Raw genomic sequence first — 26,056 nt, 5'->3', positions numbered from 1 at the left:
GCGATGAACGACACGCAAGCACAGCAATACGTGTTCGACGTCGTGGTCGTCGGCTCGGGCGCGGGCGCGCTGCTCGCGGCGTGCCGCGCGGCCGACCGCGGGCTGTCCGTCGTCGTGATCGAGAAGACGGCGCTGTACGGCGGCACGTCGGCGGTCTCGGGCGGCGGCATCTGGATACCGTGCAACCACCATATCGCGGAACTCGGCGCGACCGATACGCGCGAGGCCGCGCGCCGCTATCTCGACGCGTGCACGGCCGGCGCATCGTCGCGCGAGCGGCTCGACGCGTATCTCGACCAGGCGCCCGAGATGCTGCGCTACCTCGAGGCGAAGACGCCGGTGCGCTACCAGGCGCTGCCGAAGTACGCCGACTATTTCCAGAAGCTGCCGGGCGCGATGCCGGGCTATCGCGCACTCGATCCGTTGCCGTTCGACGGCGCGCTGCTCGGTGACGAGTTCGACCGGCTGCGGCCGCCGTCGCCCGGCACGCTGATCGGCGGCCGCGTGGCCGTGACGTCGAAGGAGGCGCATACGCTGTTCTCGCGCGGGCCGGGCTTCATGAGGCTCGCGATTGCCCAGTTCGGCCGCTACTGGCTCGATCTCGGGGTGCGCCGCCGCACGCGGCGCGACCGGCGCCTGACGCTCGGCAACGCGCTGATCGGCGGGCTGCGCCGCGCATTGCTCGATCGCAACGTGCCGGTCTGGCTCGACACGCCGATGCGCGACCTGCTCGATGTCGGCGGCCGCGTGACGGGTGTGCGTGCGCAGCGCTTCGGGCAGCCGGTGACGATCGTCGCGCGGCGCGGCGTGATCCTCGGCGCGGGCGGCTTCGAGCGCAACCAGCCGATGCGCGAACGCTACCTGCCGCAGCCGACGCAGATGCAATGGAGCGCGACACCGCCGGCCAACACCGGCGACGCGATCGCCGAAGGCCATCGGCTCGGTGGCGCGCTCGCGCTGATGGAGCACGTGTGGGGCGCGCCGACGGTCGGCGTCGCGGGGGAGGAGAAGCAGCGCGCGCTGTTCGTCGAGCGCAACCTGCCGGGCTGTGTGATCGTCAACGGTCTCGGCAAGCGCTTCGTCAACGAAGCCGTGCCGTATTCGGAATTCGTGCCGGCGATGTATCGCGACCATGCGCGCACCGGCGCGTGCGTGCCGGCGTGGATGGTGTTCGACGCGCGCTTTCGCCGCAAGTATCCGTGCGGGCCGATCATGCCGGCGTCGATGATGCCCGATGCGCGGATTCCGCACGCGTTTCGCGACGTGCTCGTGAAGGCCGACACGATCGATGCGCTCGCCGCGCGGATCGGCGTCGATGCGGCCGGGCTGCACGACACGCTGCGCGACATGGCGCGTTACGCGGCGACCGGCATCGACGAAGCGCTCGGCAAGGGCGACAACCTGTTCGACACGTACTACGGCGATCCGCGCAACGCGCCGAATCCGTGCCTCGGGCCGGTCGACGAGGCGCCGTTCTACGCGGTGCGGATCGACGCGGGCGACATCGGCACGAAGGGCGGGCTCGTCACCGACGCGCAGGCGCGCGTGCTGCGCGCCGACGGCGCGCCGGTCGACGGCCTCTACGCAATCGGCAACACCAGTGCATCGGTGATGGGCGCGAGCTACCCCGGCGCAGGCGCGACGCTCGGTCCGGCGATGACCTTCGGGTTCATCGCCGCCGACCACCTGGCCGCGCAAGCGGCCGACGCCGACGGCCGGCCAGCCCGGCCATCCACGACTGAACTTGACGGAGTCCAATGATGAGCGATCTCACCACCCATCCGCTGCGCACCGACATGCTGCTCGCGATGCGCCGCCTCGCGCGCTCCGTCACGGTCATCAGCAGCGCGTACGACGGCCGGCGCTACTCGATGTCCGCGACGGCGGTCGATTCGCTGTCGACCGATCCGCCGTCGCTGCTGATCTGCATCAACCGCAGCGCATCGCTGTATCCGCCGCTCGACGCGGGCGCGTCGTTCTGCGTGAACGTGCTGTCCGCACGCCATGAAGGCATCGCGATCGACTGCAGCGGCCGCCTGAAGGGCGAGGCGCGCTTCACGACCGGCGACTGGCACACGTCGCCGCTCGGCGTCCCGTATCTGCACGACTCGCAGGCGAGCCTCGTGTGCGAGCAGGACGGCCGCTTCGAATACGGCACGCATACGGTGTTCATCGGGCGCATTCGCGAGGTGCTGATGAGCGGCGATGTCGACCCGCTCGTCTATCTCGACGGCGCGTACACGACGCCCGGTGCGCCGGCGGCGCGCGTGGCCGCATGACGTGAGGAATCTGCGATGAGCGATTCGCGCTTCCACCGGCTGACCGTTGCCGACGTCATCGCCGAAAGCGACGACGCGTACTCGTTCGTGTTCGACGTACCCGCCGCGTTGCGCGATGCGTTCGCATACCGGCCCGGCCAGTTCCTGACGCTGAACGTGCCGTGCGCGGACGCGACCGTCGCGCGCTGCTACTCGCTGTCGAGCGCGCCGGGCATCGACGCGGCGCCGAAGATCACCGTCAAGCGCGTGCGCGACGGCCGCGCGTCGAACTGGCTGTGCGACCGCATCCATGCGGGCGATGCGCTCGACGTGCTGCCGCCGGCCGGCGTCTTCACGCCGCGCACGCTCGATGGCGACCTGCTGCTGTTCGCGGGCGGCAGCGGCATCACGCCGGTGCTGTCGATCCTGAAATCGGCGCTCGTGCACGGACGCGGGATGCTGACGCTGATTTATGCGAACCGCGACGAGCGTTCGGTGATTTTCCGCGACGAACTGCAGCAGCTCGCGCACCGACATCCGGGCCGCCTGCGCGTGATCCACTGGCTCGACAGCGTGCAGGGCGTGCCGCAGCAGCGGCATCTCGAAGAGCTCGCGCGGCCGTTCAGCCAGCAGGAGACGTTCATCTGCGGGCCCGCGCTGTTCATGGAGAACGCGCTCGCCGCGATGCTCGGCCTCGGGCTGCCGCGTGCGCGCGTGCACGTCGAGCGCTTCGCGTCGCTGCCCGATGCGCCGAAGCAGGCCGCTCCGGCGGCATCGGCCGCGACGGCCGGAACGGCCGCCGCGGCCGGAGACGGCGCGGCGATCGAGACGGTGCTGGACGGTGAGGCGTTCGCGTTCGACAGCGCGCCCGGCGAAACGCTGCTCGACGCGATGCTGCGCGCCGGCCTGCCCGCGCCGAATTCCTGCCGGATGGGACAGTGTGGCGCGTGCATGTGCCGCGTCGAACGCGGCGAAGTGGCACTCGACGGCAACCACGTGCTCGACGACGACGAGATCGCGGCCGGCTGGACGCTCGCGTGCTGTGCGCGGCCCGCGAGCGACGCGCTGCGCGTGGTGTTTCCCGATTGAGCCGCGGCGCCTGCGGCGCGCGCGGCAACCCTGTTGCGATGCACATGACGATGGACAACGAAATCCTCACCACGCCCGCGCTGATCGCGCGGGCTGCCGCGCGCCACGGTGCGCATCCGGCAATCGAGTCGGAGCATGGCCGGCTGACCTATGCGGAACTCGATGCGGCCCGCATCGAAGCGGCGCGCGCGCTGCTTGCGAGCGGCATCGACGCCGGCGACCGCATCGCCGTCTGGGCACCGAACCTGCCGCAATGGATCGTCGCGGCGCTCGCGATCCACACCGTCGGCGCGATCCTCGTGCCGGTCAACACGCGGATGAAAGGAATGGAGGTCGGCGGCATCCTGCACGACGGCGGCGCGCGGCTGCTGTTCTGCTGCGGCACCTTCCTCGGCGAATCGTATCCGGCGATGCTCGCGCCGCACCGGCCCGCGACGCTCGAACGCGTCGTCGTGTTCGACGGCGAGCCACCGTCCGGCGCGCGCGACGAGACCTGGAACGCGTTCCTCGCGCGCGGCGCGGCGGTGCCGCTCGATGCGGTGCGCGAGCGCGAGGCGCAGGTGACACCCGACACCGTGATGGACCTGATGTTCACGTCCGGTACGACCGGCCGCCCGAAGGGCGTGATGACCGCGCACGGGCAGAACCTGCGGGCCGCGCAGGCATGGGCGACGATCGCCGGCGTGCGCCGGGACGACCGCTACCTGATCGTCAATCCGTTCTTCCATACGTTCGGCTACAAGGCCGGCTGGCTCGCCGCGCTGTCGAGCGGCGCGACCGTGCTGCCGCATCTTGTGTTCCAGCCGGCCGACGTATTGCGGCGCGTCGCCGACGAGCGCGTGTCGGTGCTGCCCGGCCCGCCGACGCTGTACTACGCGCTGCTCGATGCGCCAGATCGCGCGGCGCGCGACCTGTCGTCGCTGCGGATCGCGGTGACGGGCGCGGCCGCGATCGCGCCGAGCCTGATCGAGCGGATGCGCACGGAACTCGGCTTCGAGACGGTACTGACCGGCTACGGGCTGACCGAATCGTGCGGCTTCGCGACGCTGTGCCGGCACGGCGACGACGCCGAGACGGTCGCCTGCACGTCGGGCCGGCCGATGCCGGACGTCGAGCTGCGCATCGCGGGGTCGGACGGCGCGGCGCTCGGGCCGGACGAAACCGGCGAGATCTGGGTGCGCGGCTACAACGTGATGCGCGGCTACTTCAACCAGCCGGACGCGACGCGCGAAACCGTCGATGCGCAAGGCTGGCTGCATACGGGCGACCTCGGCTGCGTCGATGCGAGCGGCAACCTGAAGATCACCGACCGGATCAAGGACATGTTCATCGTCGGCGGCTTCAACTGCTATCCGGCCGAGATCGAGCGGCTGCTGACCGCGCATCCGGCGATCGCGCAGGTCGCGCTGGTCGGCGTGCCCGATATGCGGCTCGGCGAAGTCGGCCATGCGTATGTCGTGTTGCGTCCCGGCGCGCACGTCGACGCCGGTGCACTGAACGACTGGGCGCGCAGCAACATGGCGAACTACAAGGTGCCGCGGTATTTCACGTTCGTCGAGCAATTGCCGACGAGTGCGGCCGGGAAGGTGCTGAAGTACCGGCTGCGCGCGGGCGCCGACGCGGCGGCCTGAGCGCGTCGCACGACACCACACCAACGGGAGGAACGCATGTACGACAACGGATTTCCGCAGGGCGCGGTGCTCGTGTTCGGCGGCAGCGGCGGGATCGGGCAGGACGTCGCGCTCGAATTCGCGCGCGCCGGCGTGCCGGTCGCGCTCGGTTATCGCAGCAGGGCCGACGTGGCCGAGCGCGTCGCGCGCAGCCTGCGCGATGCAGGCGTCGCGGCCACCACGCATCGCGCGGACGTGACCGATCCCGCGCAGATCGATGCGGCGCTCGTGGCCGCGATCGATACGCATGGCCGCGTGCACACGATCGTATGGGCGGCCGGCCCGTTCGTGAACCAGCGCCATATCGGCGATATGACGCATGACGACTGGCGTCGCGCGATCGAGGTCGAGACGGTCGGCTTCTTCAACGCGGCGAAGGCCGCGTTGCCGCACTTCCGTGCATCGGGCGGCGGGTCGTTCGTCACGCTCGGCTCGGCCGGACATCTGCGCTGGCCCGATCGCGACGGGCTGTCGGTCGCGCCGAAGGCGGCGAACGAGGCGCTGGTGAAGGGGCTCGCGCGCGAGGAGGGGCGATACGAGATCCGCGCGAATTCGATCCTCGTCGGCGTGATCGAGGCCGGGATGTTTCCGGTGCTGCTCGAACAGGGACAGTTCGATCAGGCGTGGATCGACGAGACGCAAAAAATGCTCGCGCTCAAGCGCTGGGGGAAGGCGCACGATATCGGGCGCGCGGCGGTGTTTCTCGCGTCGGATCGCGCGAATTACATCACCGGGCAGCAGTTGAATGTGTCGGGTGGGTATGGCCTGTAGGGGATGGGCGGAGCCCGCTTGGGCGAGCGGGCTCGACAGCGGGGCGCGTCAGTTGTCTTGGGCGCTGACGTCGCCGGTTTGCGCAATCTTCGTCAGCACGCGTTTCTGATATGCATACCAGGACGTCAGGCATGCTTTGTCACGACAATTTTTCTCGCGAAAATTCCATTGCTTCCGCGTTCGTTCGGCAAACGCCGTCTTGTCGCTGACAGCGTCCTTTGCCTGCTGGTACGTTGCGGCGAGATCTCGGTCGTCGGCCGCAAGATCTGGATCGTGGCAGATCAGAAACTCCGGAATGGACTTCGCCTTGCCACAGTCGAAGCTCGTTTGTTGAAGCGGTGAAGCAGCCACGTCGCTCGCCGGATGGTTTGCTACTGGATCGGTCGCCGGCAACGTTGATTGCGTCGGGGGCGAGGTGATCACAGATTGCTGCGGTTGATTCAACGTTGCAGTCCGTTGACCATAGGGTGTGAGCTGCCCGGACATCGCGTCTTCGATCATCGCGCCGATCAAGGAGTTGGGCACAACCCTGACGGTTTCGGTTTTCAGAACCGAATCGCCGGCCATCGTTTGCGATTTCGCGAAATTGCACGGAGCCTGACACGTAATGCGATTCGATATGTTCGGATTGTCCTCGTCGACCAAAAGCAAAATATAACTTCCGTCCCTCAGACCAACGTAACGCATCATCACAAGCGCCTTTGTCGCTTTTCCTGCTCGTACGTCATCTTCGCTGAGTGCTGGCTCGTACCCGTAAGTACCATCCTGGCTCATCGCGTAGTTGTGTGACGGAGGCGGCGGGGAAGGCGCGGGCGCCGGGGAGAGGGGGAGTGACACGGTAGTATCGCTTGCCGATTTCGGACTTGCCGGTAACGATTGCGCGCTGCTGTCGGAATGTTTCGAGTCGCAAGCTGCAACCACAGCTGCGGCCAGCAAAAGAAGTGCGATGCGTTTCACGGTATCCCCGAGAGTCGATTGATCTTATTAATTGCCGACGGTCGCAGACATCAAACGCATTCCGCTTCGATTGCAATGGAGTCGCGGACCTGCCTGCATTCCGAATCAGCTTGATCTTGGTTGGGCATTGTATCAACGTGGGCTTGCCCGTATGTCGTTCGATAAAGCAGAAGATCAATGCGTCGCAATGGTGCTCACTCTGCGGAGAGCGTCGCCAATGGACTGCTGTTCGCCAGCTTACGCGTTCTCAAGAGCATCGTGGTAGCCGAAGGCGTTTGACGCGCCAAGACATGTACAAATACCGGCCTCAGTATTTCCCCTGACCTGTACGGCACGATTCACACAACTGGCTCGCCCCCGCAGCCGGCGCAAGGTCGCACGAATGAAACGCTTTTCGCGCTGCGCGCCGTGTTGCGTGAGTGCTCGCCATGCCGATCCCGACATGCCGGCGACTCGCTCGAGCATGTCCGGCGCACGTTACCGCGCCTGCCGCGCGGCGCCTCGATCATCTGCGCAGCGATGACGTACCTGGAAACAGATGCGTTCCTGAAACATTTCCATCGATTTCGCGCAGCGTAGTGCCGGGTGTTTGACGGTGATGCTTGTCCCGCGCCGGTCTGCGCCGCATGGCACACCGCTTGCGATGAGCCCCGTGCTGCTCGTCACAACCGCAACTGATGTTCACGACGAATCGCGGGAGCGGCACGCAACGACATCGAAACAACATCGAAACAACGGGGATCGGATCGAGCTGCGGAATGGCGGCCCGTCGTGTCGGACGCGCACTGCGTCGTATCGGCGACACGAACGGGCACCGCACGTTTGGTCCGTCAAACAGCAAGCTTGCTTGCAAGGTGTCGTGTCGGGGGGCCCGCTGCGCGTGGCGGCATGCGCTGCGCGCGGCGGGTTGGTGTGCCCGGCACATGTCGGGGGGGACGCCCGTGAAAACGACGGTGAACCAATGGGCAGCGCTGGCGATCGTATTCGCCGCCGGCGCGCACGCGCAGGAAATCTACCTGCAGGGCGGCACGCAGGGCGTCGGCATCGGCGCGGCCGTGAGCTTCAACTCGGTGCTCGGCGCGCACGCGGATTTCAATGCGATCAATCTGACGCATGACTTCACGGTGGCCGGCAATCGCTACCAGGACGACATCAAGCTGCGGCAAGGCGGCCTGTACGCGGACATCTTCCCGTGGCGCGGCAGCGGCTTTCGCGCGACGATCGGATTGCGCTTCAACGACGACGAGATCCGCGGCGTGTCGGTGCCCACTGACGGTACCTACGTATTCGCCGGCAAGCGCTATCCGGCGCTGCCGGGGATGTATGCGGTCGCGCAGGCGCGCTATCCGGCCGTGATGCCGTATGTCGGAATCGGCTACGGGCATCGGCCTGCATCGAAAGGGCTCGGCTTCGTCGCCGATTTGGGCGTCGCATACGGGATCCCGCGCTGCTCGTACACGCTGTCGCCGGAACTGGCCGCCGCGGCCGGGCCGCAGAAGAGCCAGATCCTGGTTGCGAGCGGCCTCGACGAACTGAACCGCATGATGTCGCGGTATCGGTGGTATCCGGTCCTGCAGATCGGGATCTCGTATCGGTTCTGAGCCGCACGAGCGTCACAGCACGACTGTGTGCCGCTCGCGCGCGGATTCGACCGCCCGGCGCGCCGGGCGCGCATCGTTACGCTTCGCGATGAACGGATGCTCGATGTAGCGGTAGGTCAGCAGCGAACAGAGGACGGCGACCAGTGCGCTCGCAAGCGCGAGCGCCCAGATACCGGTGTCGTCGACAGAATCGATCGGGAAAACGAACTTGTTGAATGCGCGGACGATTGTGTACACGATCACCATGTGGATCATGTAGATGCTGAAGCTGGCCGTGCCGAGCAGCGCGAGCGGTCGGGTTTCGAGCACACCGTAGAACGTATTCCCGCACGCGACGCAGAGGAACACCGGGAGGAGCGGAAGTGCGCCCTCGATCGAATAGCGTTCGGCCGGATACGGGGCGACGGCGAGAATCAACAGCGCGACGGTGGCTGCCGATTTCGTGCCGAGCAGCGAGCGGATCGCGGGATGCCGCGAGGCCTCGAACGCCAGCGCACCGAACGCGAACAGCAGGGCCATCCCGCCGGGCGGTCCGAACAGCGCGGCGCAGATCGTGACGATCGCGAGGGCGAGCAGCTTGCGCCACGCACGTGTCGCAACGAACCACGCGAGGAACGGAATGGCGACGTAGAACCGCCATTCGTATGCGAGCGTCCACCAGACGCCGCTCAGGTAGCTGGCTTGTTCCGCGCCGTTGACCGGGAACGCACCGAACCAGCCGAGCGAAACGGTCTTGAGCAGGTCGGCCAGCAACCGGATCGGCGCGTGGACGACGTTGCGGGGAAACCAGTACAGCGTGCAGGCGACGATGACGATCGCGTAAAAGAGGTAGAGCGGGGCGACGCGGCGCACGCGCCCGACGAAGAAGGTGCGCACGTCGAGCGTGCCCCTGCATGCGCGTTCCCAAAACAGGAACCCGGTGACCATGAAGAACATCGCGACGGGAATCGTGCCGAGATTGCGCAGGAAGTCGGAGGTGGCGCCCCAGATGCCGGTCGACAGCAGGCCCTGGTTGCACGCGAAATGATGGAAGACGACGGAGGTCGCGAGGATGCCGCGGAACCCGTCCAGGTTGTGATGGCGCATCGACAGCGATTTGTCGACGGCTGACCGGTAGAACGGTATGTGCCTTGCGACGAGCCACGCGATGATCGCGACGGCCGCCAGGCAGGCAGGGAAGTAGAGTTTGTCGGGGGTCGGGGAAAACAGGGTATCCAGAGAAGGTGTAATCAGGTCCACTGAAGGGCGTCTCGTGTCTTGGATCGCTTGGATCGGGATTTCAGGCACGGATGGTCCGCGTCGATGCAAGGTCTTCTGCGCGCTTCGCGCGGCGTTCGATCGCCGGTCTTGTGCGTTGATGGTATCAAACGGTCACGACGGCATGCCGCACGCAGATGCAACATGATGTTTCGATGCGGCACGTGTCATCTGTACTTCACTGGAACAAAAAAAGCGCGGGGTGGTCGATGGAGACGATACGTGGGCGGACGATCGTGCAATCGACACGCGGCGTGTCGCAACGTATGCCGTCGTGGCGCTCGTGCTGCAGATGCTGTTCCTCGTCGTTTGGGTGATCCGCTATTACGGGTGGCACGACCGGTCCGCGCCGATGGTCGGGTCGGACTTCGCGATATTCTGGGCGGCGGCGCGGGTCGCGCGGCACGCGTCAGATGCGATGCCGCCGCGCGCCTGACGACGCGCACCTGCCTGGCTCTCTTCGGTGCATGGCCATTCGGCCGGCTTTTTCATCACCTCGATCCGATTTACCGTGGACAACAGCAGTTCGACGCGTCGGGCCAGCGGCGGAACGCGGGTGGATTCCTGTTGCCCGCTGCCGCCGGCCCACGCCGACACCGTCTTCCGTCCGATCGCGACGATGATAGCAATGCTTGCAATTCACCGGCGAGGCGCTATCATTGATAGCAATCTGGATGGAGGGACCCATGGCAAATCTTCTGGTGCGTAACGTGGATGACAGTATCGTTCAGAGCCTGCGCGAGCAGGCCGCGGCCAACGGCAGGAGCGCCGAGGCCGAACATCGGGCCATTCTGGCCGATGCGCTCGGCCGGCCGAAGCGACGGACATTCGCGCAAGTGCTGACGAGCATGCCGGACGTCGGCGAGGACGCGGATTTCCAACGTGTTCAGGATTCCGGCGAGGTCAGGCGTGTTTTTGATTGATACGAACGTCATCAGCGAGATCAGGAAAGGCAAGCGAACCAACCGCGGCGTGCGCGCGTTCTTCAGGCAGGCCGAGGCCGACGCGAGCCCGCTTTACCTGTCGATCGTGACGGTGGCCGAACTGCGGCGTGGCGTCGATTTGATCCGTCATCGCGGCGATCATCCGCAGGCGTCGGCGCTCGAGGCATGGATGGCGACGATCCTGTCCGGCTATGCGTCGAACATCCTGCCGGTCGATATCGAGACCAGCCAGATGTGGGGCCATCTGCGCGTGCCCGATCCGGCGCACGCGCTCGACAAACTGATCGCGGCCACCGCGCTGATCAACGATCTCACGGTCGTCACGCGCAATGTCGACGATTTCGCTCGCACCGGCGTCCGGCTGTTGAACCCGTTCGATTGATCCGGGTCGCCGCATCGCGGCAACCTGCCACCGCTTCCCGCCTTCTGCGTCGCGCGTAGCCCGTTTCACCGGGCTTCCGCGCGCGCCCGCTTCACCGCCCCAGCTTCACCACCCCAGCTTCACCACCAGCTTCCCACCAGTTCCTTACCAGCTTCCCGCTGATTCCCCACCGGGCTCTCGTCCCAACAGACGATGTGACGCCATTCCCGACCGGCCAGAATCCTTTCACGAACAACGGATTCTGAACCTGGAGGAGGCCGACATGATCGATGTCCGTGCGCTCGGCTACGTCGTCGTCGAGGCGACCCGCGTCGATGCGTGGCGCCGCTACGCGGAAGACGTGCTGGGCATGCAGGCGCTCGACGCGCCCGACGGCGCGCTGTACCTGAAGATGGACGAGCGCGATTTCCGCTACGTGATCGTCCCCGGCACGTCCGACCGCTATTTCGCGTCGGGCTGGGAACTGCCCGACGGCGCCGCGTTCGACGCCGCACTCGCGGTGTTGCAACGCGCGGGCGTCGAAGCCGTGCGTGCCACGCGCGACGAAGCCGCACTGCGTCGCGTGCAGGCGATGGCGTGGTGTACCGACCCGTCGGGCAACCGGCACGAGCTGTACTGGGGCGCGCGCTGCGACTTCCGCCGTTTCGTGTCACCGCTGGGCGTCGCGCGCTTCGTCACCGGCGACATGGGCCTCGGCCACGCAGTGCTGCCCGCGCCGCAGTTCGACGCGACCGACGCATTCGTGCGCGGCGTGCTCGGCTTCGAGCTGTCCGACATCTACCGCGTGAAGTTCACGCCCGATCCCGCCGAACCCGAGAAGCGCATCCACTTCATGCACTGCCGCAACGCGCGCCATCACAGCCTCGCGCTGTTCGAGATGGCCGTGCCGTCGGGCTGCGTGCACGTGATGGCCGAAGTCGACTCGATGGACGAAGTCGGCCGCGCGCTCGATCGGGTCGCCGCGCACGACGTGAAGATGTCGGCGACGCTCGGCCGGCACTGCAACGACCAGATGATCTCGTTCTACATGAAGACCCCCGGCGGCTTCGATCTCGAATACGGCTTCGGCGGCCTCACGGTCGACTGGTCGAAGCATGCGGTGTTCGAGGCCACCCAGGTAAGCCAGTGGGGCCACGACTTCAGCATCGGATACCGGTAAGCCAGCACGATGACGATGAAACCTCTCGACAAGACGATGTCCGCGCGCGACGTGGTCGCGCAACTCGCCGACGGCATGACGATCGGCATCGGCGGATGGGGGCCGCGACGCAAGCCGATGGCGCTGGTGCGCGAGATCGCGCGCTCGAACCTGACGGACCTGACGATCGTCGCATACGGCGGTGCCGATATCGGCCTGTTGTGCGCCGCCGGCAAGGTGCGCAAGGCGGTGTTCGGCTTCGTGTCGCTCGACGTGATCCCGCTCGAACCGCATTTCCGCCGTGCCCGCGAACAGGGCCGCGTCGACGTGCTCGAGCTCGACGAAGGGATGCTGCAGCTCGGCCTGCGCGCGGCCGCCGCGCGCCTGCCGTTCCTGCCGACGCGTGCCGGGCTCGGTACCGCGCTGCTCGATCACGCGCCGCAGCTTCGCACGGTGAGCTCGCCGTATGACGACGGCGAGACGCTGCTCGCGATGCCGGCGATCGAGCTCGACGTCGCGCTGCTGCACGTGAATGCGGCCGACCGGATGGGCAACACGCGCATCGATGGTCCCGATCCGTTCTTCGATGCGTGGATGGCGCGTGCCGCGCAGCGCTGCTACGTGTCGGCGGAAACGGTCGATGCGTCGCTCGCGAGCGACGACCTCGACGCCGCGCGCCGCAACCCGTTCGAGCGCTCGCTCGTCACCGGCGTCGTGCACGCGCCGGGTGGCGCGCACCCGACGTCGTGCGGGCCGGACTACGGCTGGGACCTGCCGCACCTGCGCGCTTACTGCGCGAGCGCGGAAGACGATGCGAAGACGGCGGCGTACCTGCGCGACGTGGTCGGCCAGGACGAACGCCAGTACCTCGAAGGCGTCGGCGGCCTGTCGCACGTGACGACGCTGCCGTTGCCGATTCTGTAAAGGAGCGCCTGTGAGCGAATCTCTCGACCATTCCCTCGCGGAACTGATGATCGTCGCGTCCGCGCGACTCTGGCGCAACGACGGCGAAGTGCTGGCGACCGGCATCGGCACGGGCCCACGGCTCGCGGCGGGCCTCGCGCGGCTCGCCTACAACAACGGGCTGATGCTGACCGACGGCGAAGCGTATCTCGTCGAGGAGCCGGTGCCGCTTGGGCCCCGTCCCGACGGCTATCGCGTGAAGGCGAGCGGCTGGATGACCTACGAACGCGTGTTCGACTGCCTGTGGCACGGTCGCCGCCACGCGCTTGTCATGCCGACGCAGATCGACCGCTTCGGCCAGGCGAACATCTCGTGGCTCGGCGACGACTACGCGCGTCCGAAAACTCAATTGCTCGGCGCGCGCGGCTTTCCCGGCAACTCGACGAACCACGCGAACTCGTTCTTCGTCAGTGGCCACGGCAAGCGCACGTTCGTCGAAGGTGAAGTCGACATGGTGTGCACGGTCGGCTACAACCCGGCGCGTCGGGTGCCCGGCATGAAGACCTTCGTCGACCTGCGCAGCATCGTCACCGACCTGTGCGTGATGGATTTCGGCGGGCCCGACCATGCGATCCGCGTGCGCTCGCTGCATCCGGGCGTGAGCTTCGACGAGGTGCGGGACGCGACGGGCTTCCCGCTGGCCGCCGCGCCCGATATCGGCACGACGGCCCCACCGACCGCCGAAGACCTGCGCATCGTGCGTGCGCTCGACCCTCACAACCTGCGCGCGGCGATCGTGCGCAACAACCCGGCGCCGCGCCGCGGATGAGGTCCGACATGGAAGCGACCCAGATGACGTTCGGCGAAGGTGTCGTCGACTACGCGGTCGAGGACGGCATCGCGACGATCACGATGAACCGTCCCGAGTATCACAACGCGCAGAACTCGAAGATGACGTATGCGCTCGACGCGGCGTTCCGGCGCGCGGCACACGACGACGCGGTGAAGGCGATCGTGCTCGCTGGCGCCGGCAAGCATTTCTCGGCGGGGCACGACATCGGCACGCCGGGCCGCGACATCCACGAGTCGTTCGATCGTGCGTCGCTGTGGTACGACCACGTCGACAAGGAAGGCGGCGAGTTCCTCTATGCGCGCGAACAGGAGGTGTACCTCGGGATGTGCCGGCGCTGGCGCGACCTGCCGAAGCCGACGATCGCGATGGTGCACGGTGCGTGCATCGCGGGCGGGTTGATGCTCGCGTGGGTGTGCGACCTGATCGTCGCGTCGGAGGACGCGTTCTTCGCGGATCCGGTCGTGCGGATGGGGATTCCGGGCGTCGAGTATTTCGCGCATGCATACGAGCTGAACCCGCGCATCGCGAAGGAATTCCTGTTCCTCGGCGAGCGGATGCCGGCCGAGCGCGCGTACCAGATGGGGATGGTCAATCGCGTGGTGCCGCGCGAGCGGCTGCGCGACGCGACCTACGCGATCGCCGCGAAGATCGCGACGATGCCGCGCCTCGGCCTCACGCTGACCAAGCAGGCGCTGAACCACGTCGAGGAGTTGCAGGGCAAGCGCGCGGCGATGGACGCGGCGTTCGCGTGGCATCACTTCGCGCATGCGCACAACGAGCTCGTGAGCGGCGACCGCCTCGGCGGGTATGACGCACGCAAGATGGCCAGCTCGCAGCGCAAGGCCGGCGACGAAGATCAGGCCGACGCCGCACCGGCCGCCGTCAACGGAGCCGCCGCATGAGCACGACGCTTCAAAGCCCGCTGCATACGCCGCTGTGCGACCTGCTCGGCTGCCGCTACCCGATCGTGCAGACCGCGATGGGCTGGGTGGCCGACGCGCGGCTCGTCGCGGCGACCGCCAACGCGGGCGGCTTCGGCTTCCTGGCCGGCGCGACGCTCGAACCGGAGCAGGTCGAGGCCGAGATCCTGAAGGTGAAGGCGCTGACCGACAAGCCGTTCGGCATCAACTTCCACATGTTCCAGAAGAACGCGCAGCAGGTCGTCGAATTGGCGATCAAGCACAAGCTGCGTGCAGTGAGCTACGGACGCGGGCCGGACGCGAAGACGATCCGCCGCTTCAAGGACGCCGGCATCGTCTGCATGCCGACCGTCGGCGCGCCGAAGCATGCGGCGAAGGCGGTCGAACTCGGCGCGGACATCGTGACGGTGCAGGGCGCGGAAGGCGGCGGCCACACGGGCTCGGTGCCGACCACGCTGCTGCTGCCGAAGGTCCTCGACGCGGTGCAGGTGCCGGTGGTCGCGGCGGGCGGCTTCTTCGATGGGCGCGGGCTGGCTGCCGCGCTCGCGTACGGCGCAGCCGGCATCGCGATGGGCACGCGCTTCCTGATGAGCGCCGAATCGCCGGTGCCGCGCGCGACGCTCGAGCGCTACGTCGCGGTCGGCGACCCGGCACGCATCCGCGTGTCGGACGCGCTCGACGGGCTGCCGCAACGGATGATCGACAACCCGTATCTGCTGAAGCTCGAACGCTTCGGCCCACTGCGCCGCACGTGGTTCGCGCTGAAGACGGCCGAAGCGTGGCGACGCAAGAACGGGCTGAGCACGACGGACATGCTCGGCCTCGCGATCAAGGCGCTGCGCTCGCACGACTACACGGCGAGCCAGACGCTGATGGCCGCGAACGCGCCGTTCCTGATCCAGCGCGCGATCGTCGAGGGGCGTCCGGACGAAGGCGTGCTGCCGAGCGGCCAGGCGGCCGCGATGATCGGCGCGATCGAATCGTGCGACGCGCTGATCGCGCGGATCGTCGCGGAAGCCGGCGAGCGGCTGGACGCACTGGCCGCGTTGCGCGGCGCGGCAGCGGCACAGGCCGCATGAAAAACATCACAGGGAGTCTGGAGATGACTGCATCCAATCAACCGGCCGGCGCGATGCCGTTCCGGATCGAGCGCACCGACGGCATCGCCGAACTGGTGATCGCCCATCCGCCCGTGAACGCGCTCGACGCGCAGGGCTGGCATGCGCTCGCGCGTGCGCTCGACGCGCTCGGCGAGGACGATGACGTGCGCGTGATCGTCGTGCGCGGCGAAGGCCGCGGCTTCTGCGCGGGCGTCGACATCAAGGAGCTGGCCGTGCATCCGGAGCGGATCGTGTCGGTCAATGCCGGGAACTACGAGACGTTCCGCGCGGTGCACCGCAATCCGAAGCCGGTGATCGCGGCCGTGCACGGTTTCGTGCTCGGCGGCGGGATCGGCATCTGCGGCGCGGCGGATATCGTCGTCGCGGCCGATTGCGTGCGCTTCGGCGTGCCGGAGATCGACCGCGGCGCGATGGGCGGCGGTGCGCACCTGCAGCGCTTGTTCGGTGTGCAGAAGGTCCGCGCGATGTACTTCACCGGCGAGATGATCGACGCGGCCGAAGCGTACCGGCTCGGCGCGCTCGAACAGGTCGTCGCGCGCGACGCGCTGCGCGACGCGGCGCTCGCGATCGCCCGCAGGATTGCGGAGAAGAGCCCGGCGATGGTGCGGCTCGCGAAGGAGGCGCTGAACGGCGTCGAGGACGGCGATCTCGAGGACAAGTACCGCTGGGAGCAGGGCTTCACGCTGCAGGCGTACATGACGAACGACTCGACGGAGGCGCGTGCCGCGTTCGTCGAGAAGCGCGACGCGCGGTTCGACGCGCAGGCCGCCGCCGAGGAGGCACGCGCATGAACCTGACCTATACGCCGCAACAGCAGGCGTTCCGCGCGGAAATCCGCGCATGGCTCGCCGCGCACGTGCCGCGCGAGCGGCTGCCGAGCTTCGATACGGAGGAAGGCTTCGCCGCGCACCGCGAATGGGAGCGCACGCTGCACTCGGGCCGCTGGAGCATGGTCACGTGGCCCCGCGAGCTGGGCGGTCGCGGCTGCGACCTGATCGAGTGGCTGATCTTCGAGGAAGAGTACTGGCGCGCCGACGCACCGATGCGCGTGAACCAGAACGGCATCTTCCTGCTCGGCCCGACGCTGATGGACTTCGGCACCGACGCGCAGAAGGCGCGCTTCCTGCCCGCGATGGCGGCGGGCGAGCACGTATGGGCGCAGGGCTGGTCGGAGCCGAATGCGGGCTCGGACATGGCCGCGATCCGCACGACGGCGATCCGCATCGGCGACGAATACGTGCTCAACGGCCAGAAGATCTGGTCGACCCGCGCGGTGTGGGCCGACTGGCTGTTCGGGCTGTTCAGGAGCGACCCCGAATCGTCGCGTCACCACGGGCTCACGTTCCTGATGGTGCCGCTGTCCGCGCCTGGCATCACGGTGCGGCCGATCCGCCAGTTGAACGGGCAGACGGGCTTCGCGGAAATCTTCTTCGACGACGTGCGCGTGCCGGTCGAAAACCGCCTCGCGGCCGAAGGCGCGGGCTGGCAGGTCGCAATGGCGACGGCCGGCTTCGAGCGCGGGCTGATGCTGCGTTCGCCCGCGCGCTTCCAGCGCACCGCACAGGCGCTGCGCGACCTGTATCTCGCGCATCGCGACAGCGCGGATCGCGACCCGACGCTGCGCGAGCGCGTGGTGTCCGCATGGATGGATGCGCAGGCGTACGCGCTGTCGACCTACGCGACCGCGAGCCGGCTGCTCAAGGGCGGCCATATCGGCGCGGAGTCGAGCACCAACAAGGTGTTCTGGTCGGAGCTCGACCTGCGGATGCACCAGACCGCGCTCGACATCCTCGGCGCGCACGGCGAGGTCGTCCCGCAGACGGCCGCGCAGCACGCGGTGCTCGGCCACTGGCTCGACGGCTTCCTGTTCGCGCAGGCCGGCCCGATCTATGCGGGCACCAACGAGATCCAGCGCAACATCGTCGCCGAACGGATGCTCGGCATGCCGCGCGCGTAGGCGTGCCGGCGACACCTCACTGAACGGACATCCTATGGATTTCGTATTCGATGAAGACCAGGAAGCGCTCGCGGACAGCGTGAAGCGCCTGCTGATGACCGAGATGACCCCGGAGCTGATCCGCGAGCTGTGGGCCACGCCGACGGGCCGCTCGGACGCGCTGTGGGCGCTGTTCGCGTCGCAGGGGCTGACCGCCGTGTCGGTGCCCGAAGCGCATGGCGGCCTCGGCCTGACCGAAGTGGAATGGGCGCTGCTCGCGCAAACCTACGGGTATTTCGGCAGCCCGGAGCCGCTGCTCGACACGGCGCTCGTATCGGCCGGCGTGCTCGCGCGGCTGCCTGCCAGCGATTGGCGCGACGCGCTGCTGAACGACATCGCCGAAGGCCGCGCGCGCGTCGCGCTCGTGCATCCGGTGAACCCGTATGCGGCCGACGTGCACGTCGCGCAAACGCTGCTGTGCGAGCACCGCGGCGAGTTGCACCGCGTCGATCCCGCGCAGTGCGCGTGGCGCGCCGTCGACAGCGTCGACCCGTCGCGGCGCCTGTTCACGCTCGACTGGGAGCCGTCGGCTGCCACCCGCATCGCGCGTGCCGACGATGCCGCGCCGCTGCTGAACCGCGCGCTCGACCACGGCGCGTTCGCGGTCGCCGCGCAGTTGCTCGGCCTCACGCAGCGCGTGCTGGATGTTGCGATCGACTACAGCGCGCAGCGCAAGCAGTTCGGCAAGGCGATCGGCTCGTACCAGGCGCTCAAGCACCTGCTCGCCGACGTCGCGATCCGCTACGAGTTCGCGCGGCCGGTGGTCGCACGCGCCGCTCGGGCGATCGCCGACGATCATCCGCAGCGCGCGGTGCTCGTATCGCACGCGAAGCTCGCGGCGGCCTCAGCCGCGCAACTGGCCGCGCGCCACACGATGCAGGTGCACGGCGCGATCGGCTACACGTGGGAGCTCGACCTGCAGATCTTCATGAAGCGGATCTGGGCGCTCTCCGGCAGCTGGGGCGACAGCGCGTTCCACAAGGCCCGCGTGGCCGACGCGATCCTCTGCGACGCATTGCCGATCGGCCCCGCGCAGACCTTCGACTTCGAGGAAACCAATTAATGAAACAAGCCTATATCGTCGACGCGCTGCGCACGCCGACCGGCCGCCGCAAGGGCGGGCTCGCGCACGTGCATGCGGCGGACCTCGGCGGCTTCGTGCTGAAGACGCTCGTCGAACGCAATGCGATTCCGGCCGACGAATACGACGACGTGGTATTCGGCTGCGTCGATACGATCGGCCCGCTCGCGGGCAACATCGCGCGCACCTGTTGGCTCGCGGCCGGGCTGCCGCTGCAGGTGCCGGGCGTGACGGTCGACCGCCAGTGCGGCTCGTCGCAGCAGGCCGTGCACTTCGCCGCACAGGCCGTGATGAGCGGCATGCAGGACGTCGTCGTCGCGGGCGGCGTGCAGACGATGACGCAGATCCCGATCTCGTCCGCGATGACGAGCGCGGTGCCGCTCGGCTTCAATGATCCGTTCTCCGGCAGCACCGGCTGGCGCGCGCGCTTCGGCGATGCGCCGGTGTCGCAGTTCGTCGCCGCGCAGCGGATCGCCGATCACTGGAACCTGTCGCGCGACGCGATGGAGCGCTACGCGCTCGAAAGCCACCGTCGCGCGGTCGCCGCGATCGAGGCCGGCCATTTCAAGCGGGAAATCGTGCCGCTCGAAGGCGTGCTGCACGACGAGACGCCGCGCCCCGACACGTCGCTCGAAAAGATGGCGACGCTGGAGCCGCTGACGCCGGGCGGCTCGCTGACGGCTGCCGTCGCGAGCCAGACGTGCGACGCGGCCGCCGCGCTCCTGATCGTGTCGGAGGACGCGCTGAAGCGCTACGGACTCACGCCGCGTGCGCGGATCCATCACCTGAGCGTGCTCGGCGACGATCCGCTGTGGATGCTCACCGCGCCGATCCCGGCCACCCAGGCCGCGCTGAAGAAGAGCGGGCTCGACTGGTCGCAGATCGACGTGGTCGAGTTGAACGAGGCATTCGCGTCGGTCGCGCAGGCGTGGCTCGCCGACACGCGCTTCCCGCACGAAAAGACCAACCCGAACGGCGGCGCGATCGCGCTCGGCCATCCGCTCGGCGCGACCGGCGCGCGGCTGATGACGACGCTGCTGCACGAACTCGAGCGCACCGGCGGCCGTTACGGGCTGCAGACGATGTGCGAAGGCGGCGGCCTCGCGAACGTCACGATCATCGAGCGCCTGTGAGCGCGTCGCTGTCACGATTTCACGATCCAAGAGGCAAGCATGGGAATCTGTAACGGACGCACCGTCATCATCACCGGCGCGGGCGGCGGGCTCGGGCGTGAATACGCGCTGGCGTTCGCGGCCGAAGGCGCGGCGGTCGTCGTCAACGACATCCGGCACGAGGCCGCGCAGGCCGTCGTCGACGAGATCACACAACGCGGCGGGCGCGCGCTCGCGAATGCCGACGACATCACGCGCGTCGAAACGGCGCAGCGGATCGTCGATGCCGCGCGCGACGCATTCGGCGACGTGCACGTGTTGGTCAACAACGCGGGCATCTGCCGCGACAAGATGTTCACCAGCATGACCGAAACCGACTGGGACGACGTGATGCGCGTGCACTTGCGCGGCCACTTCTGCCTGTCGAGCGTGCTGGCGCGCGTGTGGCGCGACGCGGCGAAGGCCGGCACGCCGGTCGACGCGCGCATCGTCAACACGAGCTCCGGCGCCGGGCTGCAAGGGTCGATCGGTCAGTCGAACTACGGCGCGGCGAAGGCCGGCATCGCCGCGCTCACGCTGATGCAGTCGGTCGAGCTGCAGCGCTACGGCGTGCGCGTGAACGCGCTCGCGCCGGCCGCGCGCACGTCGATGACGGAAGGCGTGTTCGCCGACATGATGAAGAAGCCCGAGGATGGCGGCTTCGACTATTTCGATCCGGCCAACGTCGCGCCGCTCGTCGTGTGGCTCGGCAGCGCGCTGTCGTCCGACGTGACGGGCCAGGTGTTCGAGGTCGCGGGCGGGATGATCGCCGTCGCCGAAGGCTGGCGTACGGGGCCGAGCGTCGATCGCGGCGCGCGCTGGGTGCCGGCCGAGGTCGGCCCGGCGGTCGCGCGGCTGCTTGCCGATGCGCGTCCCGCGCAGCGCGTGTACGGGAGCTGAGTCATGGATCTGGCGCTCACCGACGAACAGGCGATGATTCGCGACGCGGCGGCCGACGTGCTCGCCGAACGCAGTGCGTCCGCCGACGTGCGCCGCGCAATCGAGCACGCCGCCGGCCGCGACGATGCGCTGTGGGGCGCACTGGCCGGCGAGCTCGGCTGGAATGCGCTGTCGCTGCCGGAAGCCGCGGGCGGGATGGGGCTCGGCACGCTCGAACAGATGCTGCTGATGGAGCAGCTCGGCCGGCGCATCGCATGCGTGCCGTATTTTTCGACCGCGTGTCTCGCGGCGACCGCGCTGGCGGTCTGCGCCGACACGCCGCTTGCGACCGGCTGGCTCGCGAAGATTGCCGAAGGCGCGTGCAGCGCGACGCTGGCATTGCCGTTCGAGCTGCCGGCCGGCACCGGGCAGTTGCCGGTCGTCGCGGAAGAAGCGGCGGGCGGCTACGCGCTGTCGGGCGCGATCGAACAGGTGATCGACGGCGCGCGCGCCGACCTGCTGCTGATTCCGGCACGGATCGCGAACGAAGGGCAGGCGATCGGGCTGTTCGCGATCGACGTCGCGAGCGCAGCCGGCCTGAACGTCACGCCGCTCGACACGCTCGACGCGACGCGGCCGATCGCGCGGGTCGCGTTCGACGAAACCCGCGTGAGCCGCGACGCGTTGTTCGCCAGCGGCGCCGCTGCCGCCCAGTTGCTCGATCGCGCTGCCTGGTTCGCCGCGCTCGCGTTGGCCGCCGAACAACTCGGCGGCGCACAGCACTGCCTCGACCTGACGCTCGACTACACCGGCCAGCGCGTGCAGTTCGGTCGCGCGATCGCGTCGTTCCAGGCGGTCAAGCATCGCTGCGCACAGATGATGGTGCTGATCGAATCCGCACGTTCGGCCGTGCTCGGCGCCGCGCACGCGTGGGACGCGGAAGCCGCCAGCGGCGCTCCCGGCGCTGCGCTGCAGGCCGATATCGCCGCTGCGAAGGCCGCCGCGAACGACGCGGCCGCGTTTTGCGCACAGGAAGCGATCCAGTTGCACGGCGGTGTCGGCTTCGCTTGGGAGTACGACCCGCATCTCTATTTCAAGCGCGCGCAGGCATCGGGCGCGCAGTTCGGCACGACGCCGCAACTGCTCGAATGGATCGCGTGCCATGCGATCGACGGCGGCACGTCGCAACACGACGCGGTGCTCGCGTCGGCGTCGCCGTCGGTTTCGATCGCCACGCGTCCGTCCGCCGCGCGCACGGGAGCCCTCCAATGAACAGCAAAACGCGCGAACAGCAATTGCGGCACGAAGTGGCCGACTGGGTGCAATCGCACCTGACCGGCGATTTCGCGTGCCTGAAATATCGCGGTGGCCCCGGCGACGAGGAAGCGTTTCCCGAGTTGCGCAAGGCGTGGGAGCGGGAACTGGCGAAGGGCGGTTGGACCGGGCTCGGCTGGCCGACGGATGCGGGTGGGCGCGGCTTCTCGGTTGCCGAGCAGGTGATCTTCCACGAGGAATATGCGCGCGCCGGCGGCCCGGGGCGGATGGGCCACATCGGAGAAGGGCTGCTGGGGCCGACGCTCGTCGCGTGCGGCACCGACGACCAGCGCGCCCGTTTTCTGCCAGTGATTCTCGCCGGCACGCAGTTCTGGTGCCAGGGCTATTCGGAGCCGGGCGCGGGATCCGATCTCGCGAACGTGCGCACGCGCGCCGAGCAGGACGCGGACGGCACGTGGCGCGTGTATGGCCAGAAGGTGTGGACGTCGCTCGCGCATGATTCCGACTGGATCTTCGTGCTGGCGCGCACCGATCCCGCGTCGAAGGGCAACAAGGGGCTGTCGTTCCTGCTGATGCCGCTCGACCAGCCGGGCATCGAGATCCGGCCGATCAAACAGCTCAACGGCGGCGCGGAATTCAACGAAGTGTTTTTCGACGGTGCACGTGCGGAAGCCCGCGACCTCGTCGGCGCGCCGGGCGACGGCTGGCGGATCGCGATGACGCTGCTCGGCTTCGAGCGCGGAATGTCGACGCTCGGCCAGCAGATGCAGTTCGTCCGTGAACTCGAATGGGTGATCGACGCCGCGCGCGAATCGGGCGCCGATCGCGACCCGGTGCTGCGCCAGCGGATCGGCCGCGCGTGGGCCGGGCTGCGCGTCATGCGCTACAACGCGCTGCGGATGCTGTCGGGCGCGGACGACGCGAACGGCGGTACCGCCGCGCCGCTGCGCCGCGACGCACTGATCTACAAGTACTACTGGTCGAACTGGCACCGCGACCTCGGCCAGCTCGCGATGGATGCGCTCGGGCCGCGCGCGAATGTGATCGATCCGGCCGACGAAAAGCTCGCCCATCTGCAGCGCGTCTTCCTGTTCTCCCGTGCGGACACGATCTACGCCGGTACCAACGAAATCCAGTTGAACATCATGGCCGAGCGCGGGCTCGGCATGCCACGAGAAGCGCGAGGTAACGCATGACCGAACCCACCATCCAGAAAGCGCCGGCCTACGTGCCGGGTCACCAGCTGCTCGCCGGCAAATCGGTGCTGATCACGGCGGCCGCCGGCGCCGGCATCGGCTTCGCGGCCGCGCGCCGCTGCGCGGAGGAAGGCTGTCGCGCGCTGTTCATTTCCGACATCCACGAGAAGCGCCTCGAACAGGCGGTCGACACGCTGCGTGCCGAAACGGGGCTGCAGCAGGTGTACGGCCGCCTGTGCAACGTCGCGGTCGAGGACGACGTGCAGGCGCTCGTCGCCGACGCGCAGGACAAGCTCGACGGCGTCGACGTACTGATCAACAACGCCGGGCTCGGCGGCGCGAAACGCATCGTCGAAATGGACGATGCCGAATGGTCGCGAGTGATCGACATTAGCCTTACCGGGACGTTCCGGATGACGCGCGCGATGCTGCCGCACATGCAGGCCCGCGGCCGCGGCGCGATCGTCAACAACGCATCCGTGCTCGGCTGGCGCGCGCAGGCGGAACAGGCGCACTACGCGGCGGCGAAAGCGGGCGTGATGGCGCTCACGCGCTGCGCGGCGCTCGAGGCGTCGCCGTACGGGGTGCGCATCAACGCGGTCGCGCCGAGCATCGCGATGCACGATTTTCTGAAGAAGTCGGCCCCGGCCGACCTGCTGAATCAACTGGCGTCGCGCGAAGCCTTCGGGCGCGCCGCCGAAGTCTGGGAGGTTGCGAACGTGATGGTGTTTCTTGCAAGCGATTACGCGTCGTACATGACGGGCGAAGTGCTGTCGGTCAGCAGCCAGCACGCATGATGGACACGACCCTCGACCCCGTGCGCGCGACGCCCCGCGTGTTCGCGCATCCCGGCGAACTGGCAGCGGCCGTCGGCGACACGCTCGGCGCGAGCGCATGGCTCGCGATCGACCAACTCCGCATCGACGGCTTCGCCGACGCGACGGGCGATCACCAGTGGGTGCACGTCGATCCGGTGCGCGCGAAGAGCGGCCCGTTCGGCGCGTGCATCGCGCACGGCTACCTGACGCTGTCGCTCGTCAACCATTTCCTGCCGCAGATCGTACGCATCGACGGCGCGCGGCTCGGCGTCAACTACGGCTGCGACAGGATCCGTTTCCCCGCGCCGGTGAAGGTCGGCGCACGTGTGCGCGGCGTCGGCGAACTGCTGCGCGTCGCGCCGCTCGACGGCGGCGTGCAGGCGTGGATCCGCGTGACCGTCGAGATCGAAGGCGAAGCGAAGCCCGGCTGCGTTGCCGACACGATCAGCCGTTACTACTTCTAGTTCCAGAGAGCCAGACACATGGAAGACGCAGTCATCGTTTCCGTCGCACGCACGCCGATCGGCAAGGCGTTTCGCGGCATGTTCAACGATACGGAAGCGCCCGCGCTGGGCGGCCACGTCGTGCGCGCCGCGCTCGAACGCGCGGGCGTCGCGCCGGCCGACGTCGATGACGTGCTGATCGGCTGCGCCGCTCAGCAGGGCACGCAGGGCTACAACATCGGCCGCCTGTCGGCCGCGGCGGCCGGGCTGCCGGCATCGGTGCCCGGCATGTCGATCGACCGCATGTGCTCGTCGGGCCTGATGTCGATCGCGAGTGCCGCGCGCAGCATCGGCGCGGGCGATGCGCGGATCGTCGTCGCGGGCGGCGTCGAATCGATCTCGCTCACGCAGAACAAGCACAAGAACGCGTATCGCGCGCGTTCGCAGGCCGTGCTCGACCACCAGCCGGCTGCGTACATCGCGATGATGGAAACGGCCGAGATCGTGTCGCGCCGTTACCGGATCTCGCGCGCCGCTCAGGACGAATTCGCGCTGCAGAGCCACCAGCGCACGGCCGACGCGCAGGCGGCCGGCCGCTTCGACGCGGAAATCGCGCCGCTCGACGTGCGGCGCGCGCTGTTCGACAAGGAAGGCAACCCGGCCGGCTACGAGGACGTCCACGCGGCACGCGACGAAGGCGTGCGTGCCGACACGACGGCCGAGCGGCTCGCGGGGCTCAAGCCGTCGTGGAGCGGCGGAAAGGCCGTCGAGCAGGGCGAGTTCGTGACGGCCGGCAACGCATCGCAGCTGTCGGACGGCGCGGCGGCCGTGGTCGTGATGTCGCGCGCCGAGGCCGCGCGCCGTGGGCTCGCGCCGCTCGGCACGTTCCGCGGCCTCGCGGTGGCGGGCTGCGAGCCGGACGAGATGGGCATCGGCCCGGTGTTCGCGATTCCGAAGCTGCTGGCGCGCTTCGGGATGACGGTGGCCGACGTCGGGCTGTGGGAGTTGAACGAGGCATTCGCGTGCCAGGCGCTGTACTGCCGCGACACGCTCGGCATTCCGGACGAGCGGCTGAACGTCGACGGCGGCGCGATCGCGCTCGGCCATCCGTTCGGGATGTCGGGCACGCGAATGACGATGCACGCGCTGCTCGAAGGCGCGCGCCGCGGCGTGCGGCATGCGGTCGTGACGATGTGCATCGGCGGCGGGATGGGTGCCGCCGCGCTGTTCGAGGTCGGCACGTAGCGGCCGGCTCGGCGGCGTGGCTGCGCCGCCGGGCGAGGTAGCGATTCAGGACCCTCGAGGCCGCGGCACCGACCGCCGGCCTGGGACCGTGGCCGGCGCCTGGAGTCG

The 26,056-nt window shown here is 68.4% G+C and carries 26 protein-coding genes; 24 read left to right on the top strand and 2 right to left on the bottom strand.

Annotated elements, in window-relative coordinates; all coding sequences use genetic code 11:
• Positions 1-3: 3 nt before the first annotated feature.
• From DIE15_RS01325 to DIE15_RS01305, 5 genes are read left to right on the top strand one after another with little or no spacing between them, the layout of a single operon-like run.
• Positions 4-1,761 (top strand): FAD-dependent oxidoreductase, encoded by a 1,758-nt coding sequence (locus DIE15_RS01325; protein WP_124832126.1) that lies wholly within the window; start codon positions 4-6, stop codon positions 1,759-1,761.
• A complete protein-coding gene (locus tag DIE15_RS01320) occupies positions 1,761-2,279 on the top strand; it encodes a flavin reductase family protein (RefSeq protein WP_124832124.1) in 519 nt (172 codons plus the stop codon). The genes DIE15_RS01325 and DIE15_RS01320 overlap by 1 nt, the downstream gene beginning before the upstream one ends.
• 15 nt (positions 2,280-2,294) lie before the next feature.
• Positions 2,295-3,347 carry a ferredoxin--NADP reductase gene (locus DIE15_RS01315; RefSeq protein ID WP_124832122.1) on the top strand — a complete coding sequence of 351 codons (1,053 nt, stop codon included), beginning with the start codon at positions 2,295-2,297 and terminating at the stop codon, positions 3,345-3,347.
• 44 nt (positions 3,348-3,391) lie between these two features.
• A complete protein-coding gene (locus tag DIE15_RS01310; RefSeq protein ID WP_124832120.1) occupies positions 3,392-4,978 on the top strand; it encodes a FadD3 family acyl-CoA ligase in 1,587 nt (528 codons plus the stop codon).
• A gap of 36 nt (positions 4,979-5,014) precedes the next feature.
• Entirely contained in the window at positions 5,015-5,788 is a 774-nt protein-coding gene (locus DIE15_RS01305) for an SDR family NAD(P)-dependent oxidoreductase (RefSeq protein WP_124832118.1), read from the top strand.
• Positions 5,789-5,836: 48 nt separating this feature from the next.
• Here the strand turns inward: DIE15_RS01305 and DIE15_RS01300 are convergent, their stop codons facing one another.
• On the bottom strand, positions 5,837-6,562 hold the full coding sequence (locus tag DIE15_RS01300) for a hypothetical protein (RefSeq protein ID WP_175824888.1): 726 nt from the start codon (positions 6,560-6,562) through the stop codon (positions 5,837-5,839).
• A 1,106-nt stretch (positions 6,563-7,668) separates the two neighbouring features.
• Here DIE15_RS01300 and DIE15_RS01295 point away from each other — a divergent pair.
• Positions 7,669-8,346 carry a hypothetical protein gene (locus tag DIE15_RS01295; RefSeq protein ID WP_082664610.1) on the top strand — a complete coding sequence of 226 codons (678 nt, stop codon included), beginning with the start codon at positions 7,669-7,671 and terminating at the stop codon, positions 8,344-8,346.
• Positions 8,347-8,358: 12 nt separating this feature from the next.
• Here the strand turns inward: DIE15_RS01295 and DIE15_RS01290 are convergent, their stop codons facing one another.
• Positions 8,359-9,585 carry an acyltransferase gene (locus tag DIE15_RS01290; RefSeq protein ID WP_124832114.1) on the bottom strand — a complete coding sequence of 409 codons (1,227 nt, stop codon included), beginning with the start codon at positions 9,583-9,585 and terminating at the stop codon, positions 8,359-8,361.
• 292 nt (positions 9,586-9,877) lie between these two features.
• On the opposite strand from DIE15_RS01290, the gene DIE15_RS36830 reads away from it, so the two are divergent.
• The 18 genes from DIE15_RS36830 to DIE15_RS01205 all read left to right on the top strand — a co-directional run bounded on the left by DIE15_RS36830 (position 9,878) and on the right by DIE15_RS01205 (position 25,948).
• Positions 9,878-10,039: a hypothetical protein gene (locus tag DIE15_RS36830; protein WP_185734354.1), complete on the top strand. Its 162-nt coding sequence runs from the start codon at positions 9,878-9,880 to the stop codon at positions 10,037-10,039.
• A gap of 250 nt (positions 10,040-10,289) precedes the next feature.
• A complete protein-coding gene (locus DIE15_RS01285) occupies positions 10,290-10,526 on the top strand; it encodes a FitA-like ribbon-helix-helix domain-containing protein (protein ID WP_124832112.1) in 237 nt (78 codons plus the stop codon).
• Positions 10,513-10,929: a type II toxin-antitoxin system VapC family toxin gene (locus DIE15_RS01280; protein ID WP_173938485.1), complete on the top strand. Its 417-nt coding sequence runs from the start codon at positions 10,513-10,515 to the stop codon at positions 10,927-10,929. The genes DIE15_RS01285 and DIE15_RS01280 overlap by 14 nt, the downstream gene beginning before the upstream one ends.
• Before the next feature lie 262 nt (positions 10,930-11,191).
• A complete protein-coding gene (locus tag DIE15_RS01275) occupies positions 11,192-12,088 on the top strand; it encodes a VOC family protein (protein WP_057925062.1) in 897 nt (298 codons plus the stop codon).
• 9 nt (positions 12,089-12,097) lie between these two features.
• Positions 12,098-12,991 carry a CoA transferase subunit A gene (locus DIE15_RS01270; RefSeq protein WP_057925063.1) on the top strand — a complete coding sequence of 298 codons (894 nt, stop codon included), beginning with the start codon at positions 12,098-12,100 and terminating at the stop codon, positions 12,989-12,991.
• A gap of 10 nt (positions 12,992-13,001) precedes the next feature.
• Positions 13,002-13,799, top strand: coding sequence for a CoA-transferase subunit beta (locus DIE15_RS01265; protein ID WP_124832110.1), 798 nt, complete (start codon positions 13,002-13,004; stop codon positions 13,797-13,799).
• A gap of 8 nt (positions 13,800-13,807) precedes the next feature.
• On the top strand, positions 13,808-14,725 hold the full coding sequence (locus tag DIE15_RS01260) for an enoyl-CoA hydratase (RefSeq protein ID WP_057925180.1): 918 nt from the start codon (positions 13,808-13,810) through the stop codon (positions 14,723-14,725).
• Positions 14,722-15,822, top strand: a complete 1,101-nt coding sequence (locus tag DIE15_RS01255; protein ID WP_057925065.1) for a nitronate monooxygenase family protein — start codon at positions 14,722-14,724, stop codon at positions 15,820-15,822. Before DIE15_RS01260 ends, DIE15_RS01255 begins: the two co-directional genes overlap by 4 nt.
• A 23-nt stretch (positions 15,823-15,845) precedes the next feature.
• Positions 15,846-16,655, top strand: a complete 810-nt coding sequence (locus DIE15_RS01250) for an enoyl-CoA hydratase family protein (RefSeq protein ID WP_124832108.1) — start codon at positions 15,846-15,848, stop codon at positions 16,653-16,655.
• Positions 16,652-17,821: an acyl-CoA dehydrogenase family protein gene (locus DIE15_RS01245; RefSeq protein ID WP_057925067.1), complete on the top strand. Its 1,170-nt coding sequence runs from the start codon at positions 16,652-16,654 to the stop codon at positions 17,819-17,821. Before DIE15_RS01250 ends, DIE15_RS01245 begins: the two co-directional genes overlap by 4 nt.
• Before the next feature lie 34 nt (positions 17,822-17,855).
• On the top strand, positions 17,856-18,923 hold the full coding sequence (locus DIE15_RS01240) for an acyl-CoA dehydrogenase family protein (protein WP_124832106.1): 1,068 nt from the start codon (positions 17,856-17,858) through the stop codon (positions 18,921-18,923).
• A complete protein-coding gene (locus tag DIE15_RS01235; RefSeq protein WP_124832104.1) occupies positions 18,923-20,074 on the top strand; it encodes an acetyl-CoA C-acetyltransferase in 1,152 nt (383 codons plus the stop codon). Before DIE15_RS01240 ends, DIE15_RS01235 begins: the two co-directional genes overlap by 1 nt.
• 39 nt (positions 20,075-20,113) lie before the next feature.
• Positions 20,114-20,992, top strand: coding sequence for an SDR family oxidoreductase (locus DIE15_RS01230; protein WP_124832102.1), 879 nt, complete (start codon positions 20,114-20,116; stop codon positions 20,990-20,992).
• A 3-nt stretch (positions 20,993-20,995) separates the two neighbouring features.
• Positions 20,996-22,243, top strand: a complete 1,248-nt coding sequence (locus DIE15_RS01225) for an acyl-CoA dehydrogenase family protein (protein ID WP_124832100.1) — start codon at positions 20,996-20,998, stop codon at positions 22,241-22,243.
• The gene (locus tag DIE15_RS01220) at positions 22,240-23,442 is read left to right on the top strand and encodes an acyl-CoA dehydrogenase family protein (RefSeq protein ID WP_124832098.1); all 1,203 of its coding nucleotides are present in this window, start codon (positions 22,240-22,242) and stop codon (positions 23,440-23,442) included. Before DIE15_RS01225 ends, DIE15_RS01220 begins: the two co-directional genes overlap by 4 nt.
• Positions 23,439-24,239 carry an SDR family oxidoreductase gene (locus DIE15_RS01215; protein ID WP_057925073.1) on the top strand — a complete coding sequence of 267 codons (801 nt, stop codon included), beginning with the start codon at positions 23,439-23,441 and terminating at the stop codon, positions 24,237-24,239. The genes DIE15_RS01220 and DIE15_RS01215 overlap by 4 nt, the downstream gene beginning before the upstream one ends.
• Entirely contained in the window at positions 24,239-24,724 is a 486-nt protein-coding gene (locus tag DIE15_RS01210; RefSeq protein WP_057925074.1) for a MaoC family dehydratase, read from the top strand. Before DIE15_RS01215 ends, DIE15_RS01210 begins: the two co-directional genes overlap by 1 nt.
• A gap of 18 nt (positions 24,725-24,742) precedes the next feature.
• On the top strand, positions 24,743-25,948 hold the full coding sequence (locus DIE15_RS01205; protein WP_124832096.1) for an acetyl-CoA C-acyltransferase: 1,206 nt from the start codon (positions 24,743-24,745) through the stop codon (positions 25,946-25,948).
• Positions 25,949-26,056: the final 108 nt, after the last annotated feature.

The organism is Burkholderia sp. Bp9031 (assembly GCF_003857965.1).
GTDB lineage: Bacteria > Pseudomonadota > Gammaproteobacteria > Burkholderiales > Burkholderiaceae > Burkholderia > Burkholderia ambifaria_A.
Note: the sequence above shows the minus strand (reverse complement) of the source record. Positions and strands in the feature narration are given on the sequence as shown.

Coding starts and splice junctions, on each gene's coding strand:
- DIE15_RS01325 (WP_124832126.1), top strand. CDS start 4: ATGAACGACACGCAAGCACAGCAATACGTGTTCGACGTCGTGGTCGTC.
- DIE15_RS01320 (WP_124832124.1), top strand. CDS start 1,761: ATGAGCGATCTCACCACCCATCCGCTGCGCACCGACATGCTGCTCGCG.
- DIE15_RS01315 (WP_124832122.1), top strand. CDS start 2,295: ATGAGCGATTCGCGCTTCCACCGGCTGACCGTTGCCGACGTCATCGCC.
- DIE15_RS01310 (WP_124832120.1), top strand. CDS start 3,392: ATGACGATGGACAACGAAATCCTCACCACGCCCGCGCTGATCGCGCGG.
- DIE15_RS01305 (WP_124832118.1), top strand. CDS start 5,015: ATGTACGACAACGGATTTCCGCAGGGCGCGGTGCTCGTGTTCGGCGGC.
- DIE15_RS01300 (WP_175824888.1), bottom strand. CDS start 6,562: ATGAGCCAGGATGGTACTTACGGGTACGAGCCAGCACTCAGCGAAGAT.
- DIE15_RS01295 (WP_082664610.1), top strand. CDS start 7,669: ATGTCGGGGGGGACGCCCGTGAAAACGACGGTGAACCAATGGGCAGCG.
- DIE15_RS01285 (WP_124832112.1), top strand. CDS start 10,290: ATGGCAAATCTTCTGGTGCGTAACGTGGATGACAGTATCGTTCAGAGC.
- DIE15_RS01275 (WP_057925062.1), top strand. CDS start 11,192: ATGATCGATGTCCGTGCGCTCGGCTACGTCGTCGTCGAGGCGACCCGC.
- DIE15_RS01270 (WP_057925063.1), top strand. CDS start 12,098: ATGACGATGAAACCTCTCGACAAGACGATGTCCGCGCGCGACGTGGTC.
- DIE15_RS01260 (WP_057925180.1), top strand. CDS start 13,808: ATGGAAGCGACCCAGATGACGTTCGGCGAAGGTGTCGTCGACTACGCG.
- DIE15_RS01255 (WP_057925065.1), top strand. CDS start 14,722: ATGAGCACGACGCTTCAAAGCCCGCTGCATACGCCGCTGTGCGACCTG.
- DIE15_RS01250 (WP_124832108.1), top strand. CDS start 15,846: ATGACTGCATCCAATCAACCGGCCGGCGCGATGCCGTTCCGGATCGAG.
- DIE15_RS01245 (WP_057925067.1), top strand. CDS start 16,652: ATGAACCTGACCTATACGCCGCAACAGCAGGCGTTCCGCGCGGAAATC.
- DIE15_RS01240 (WP_124832106.1), top strand. CDS start 17,856: ATGGATTTCGTATTCGATGAAGACCAGGAAGCGCTCGCGGACAGCGTG.
- DIE15_RS01235 (WP_124832104.1), top strand. CDS start 18,923: ATGAAACAAGCCTATATCGTCGACGCGCTGCGCACGCCGACCGGCCGC.
- DIE15_RS01230 (WP_124832102.1), top strand. CDS start 20,114: ATGGGAATCTGTAACGGACGCACCGTCATCATCACCGGCGCGGGCGGC.
- DIE15_RS01225 (WP_124832100.1), top strand. CDS start 20,996: ATGGATCTGGCGCTCACCGACGAACAGGCGATGATTCGCGACGCGGCG.
- DIE15_RS01220 (WP_124832098.1), top strand. CDS start 22,240: ATGAACAGCAAAACGCGCGAACAGCAATTGCGGCACGAAGTGGCCGAC.
- DIE15_RS01215 (WP_057925073.1), top strand. CDS start 23,439: ATGACCGAACCCACCATCCAGAAAGCGCCGGCCTACGTGCCGGGTCAC.
- DIE15_RS01210 (WP_057925074.1), top strand. CDS start 24,239: ATGGACACGACCCTCGACCCCGTGCGCGCGACGCCCCGCGTGTTCGCG.
- DIE15_RS01205 (WP_124832096.1), top strand. CDS start 24,743: ATGGAAGACGCAGTCATCGTTTCCGTCGCACGCACGCCGATCGGCAAG.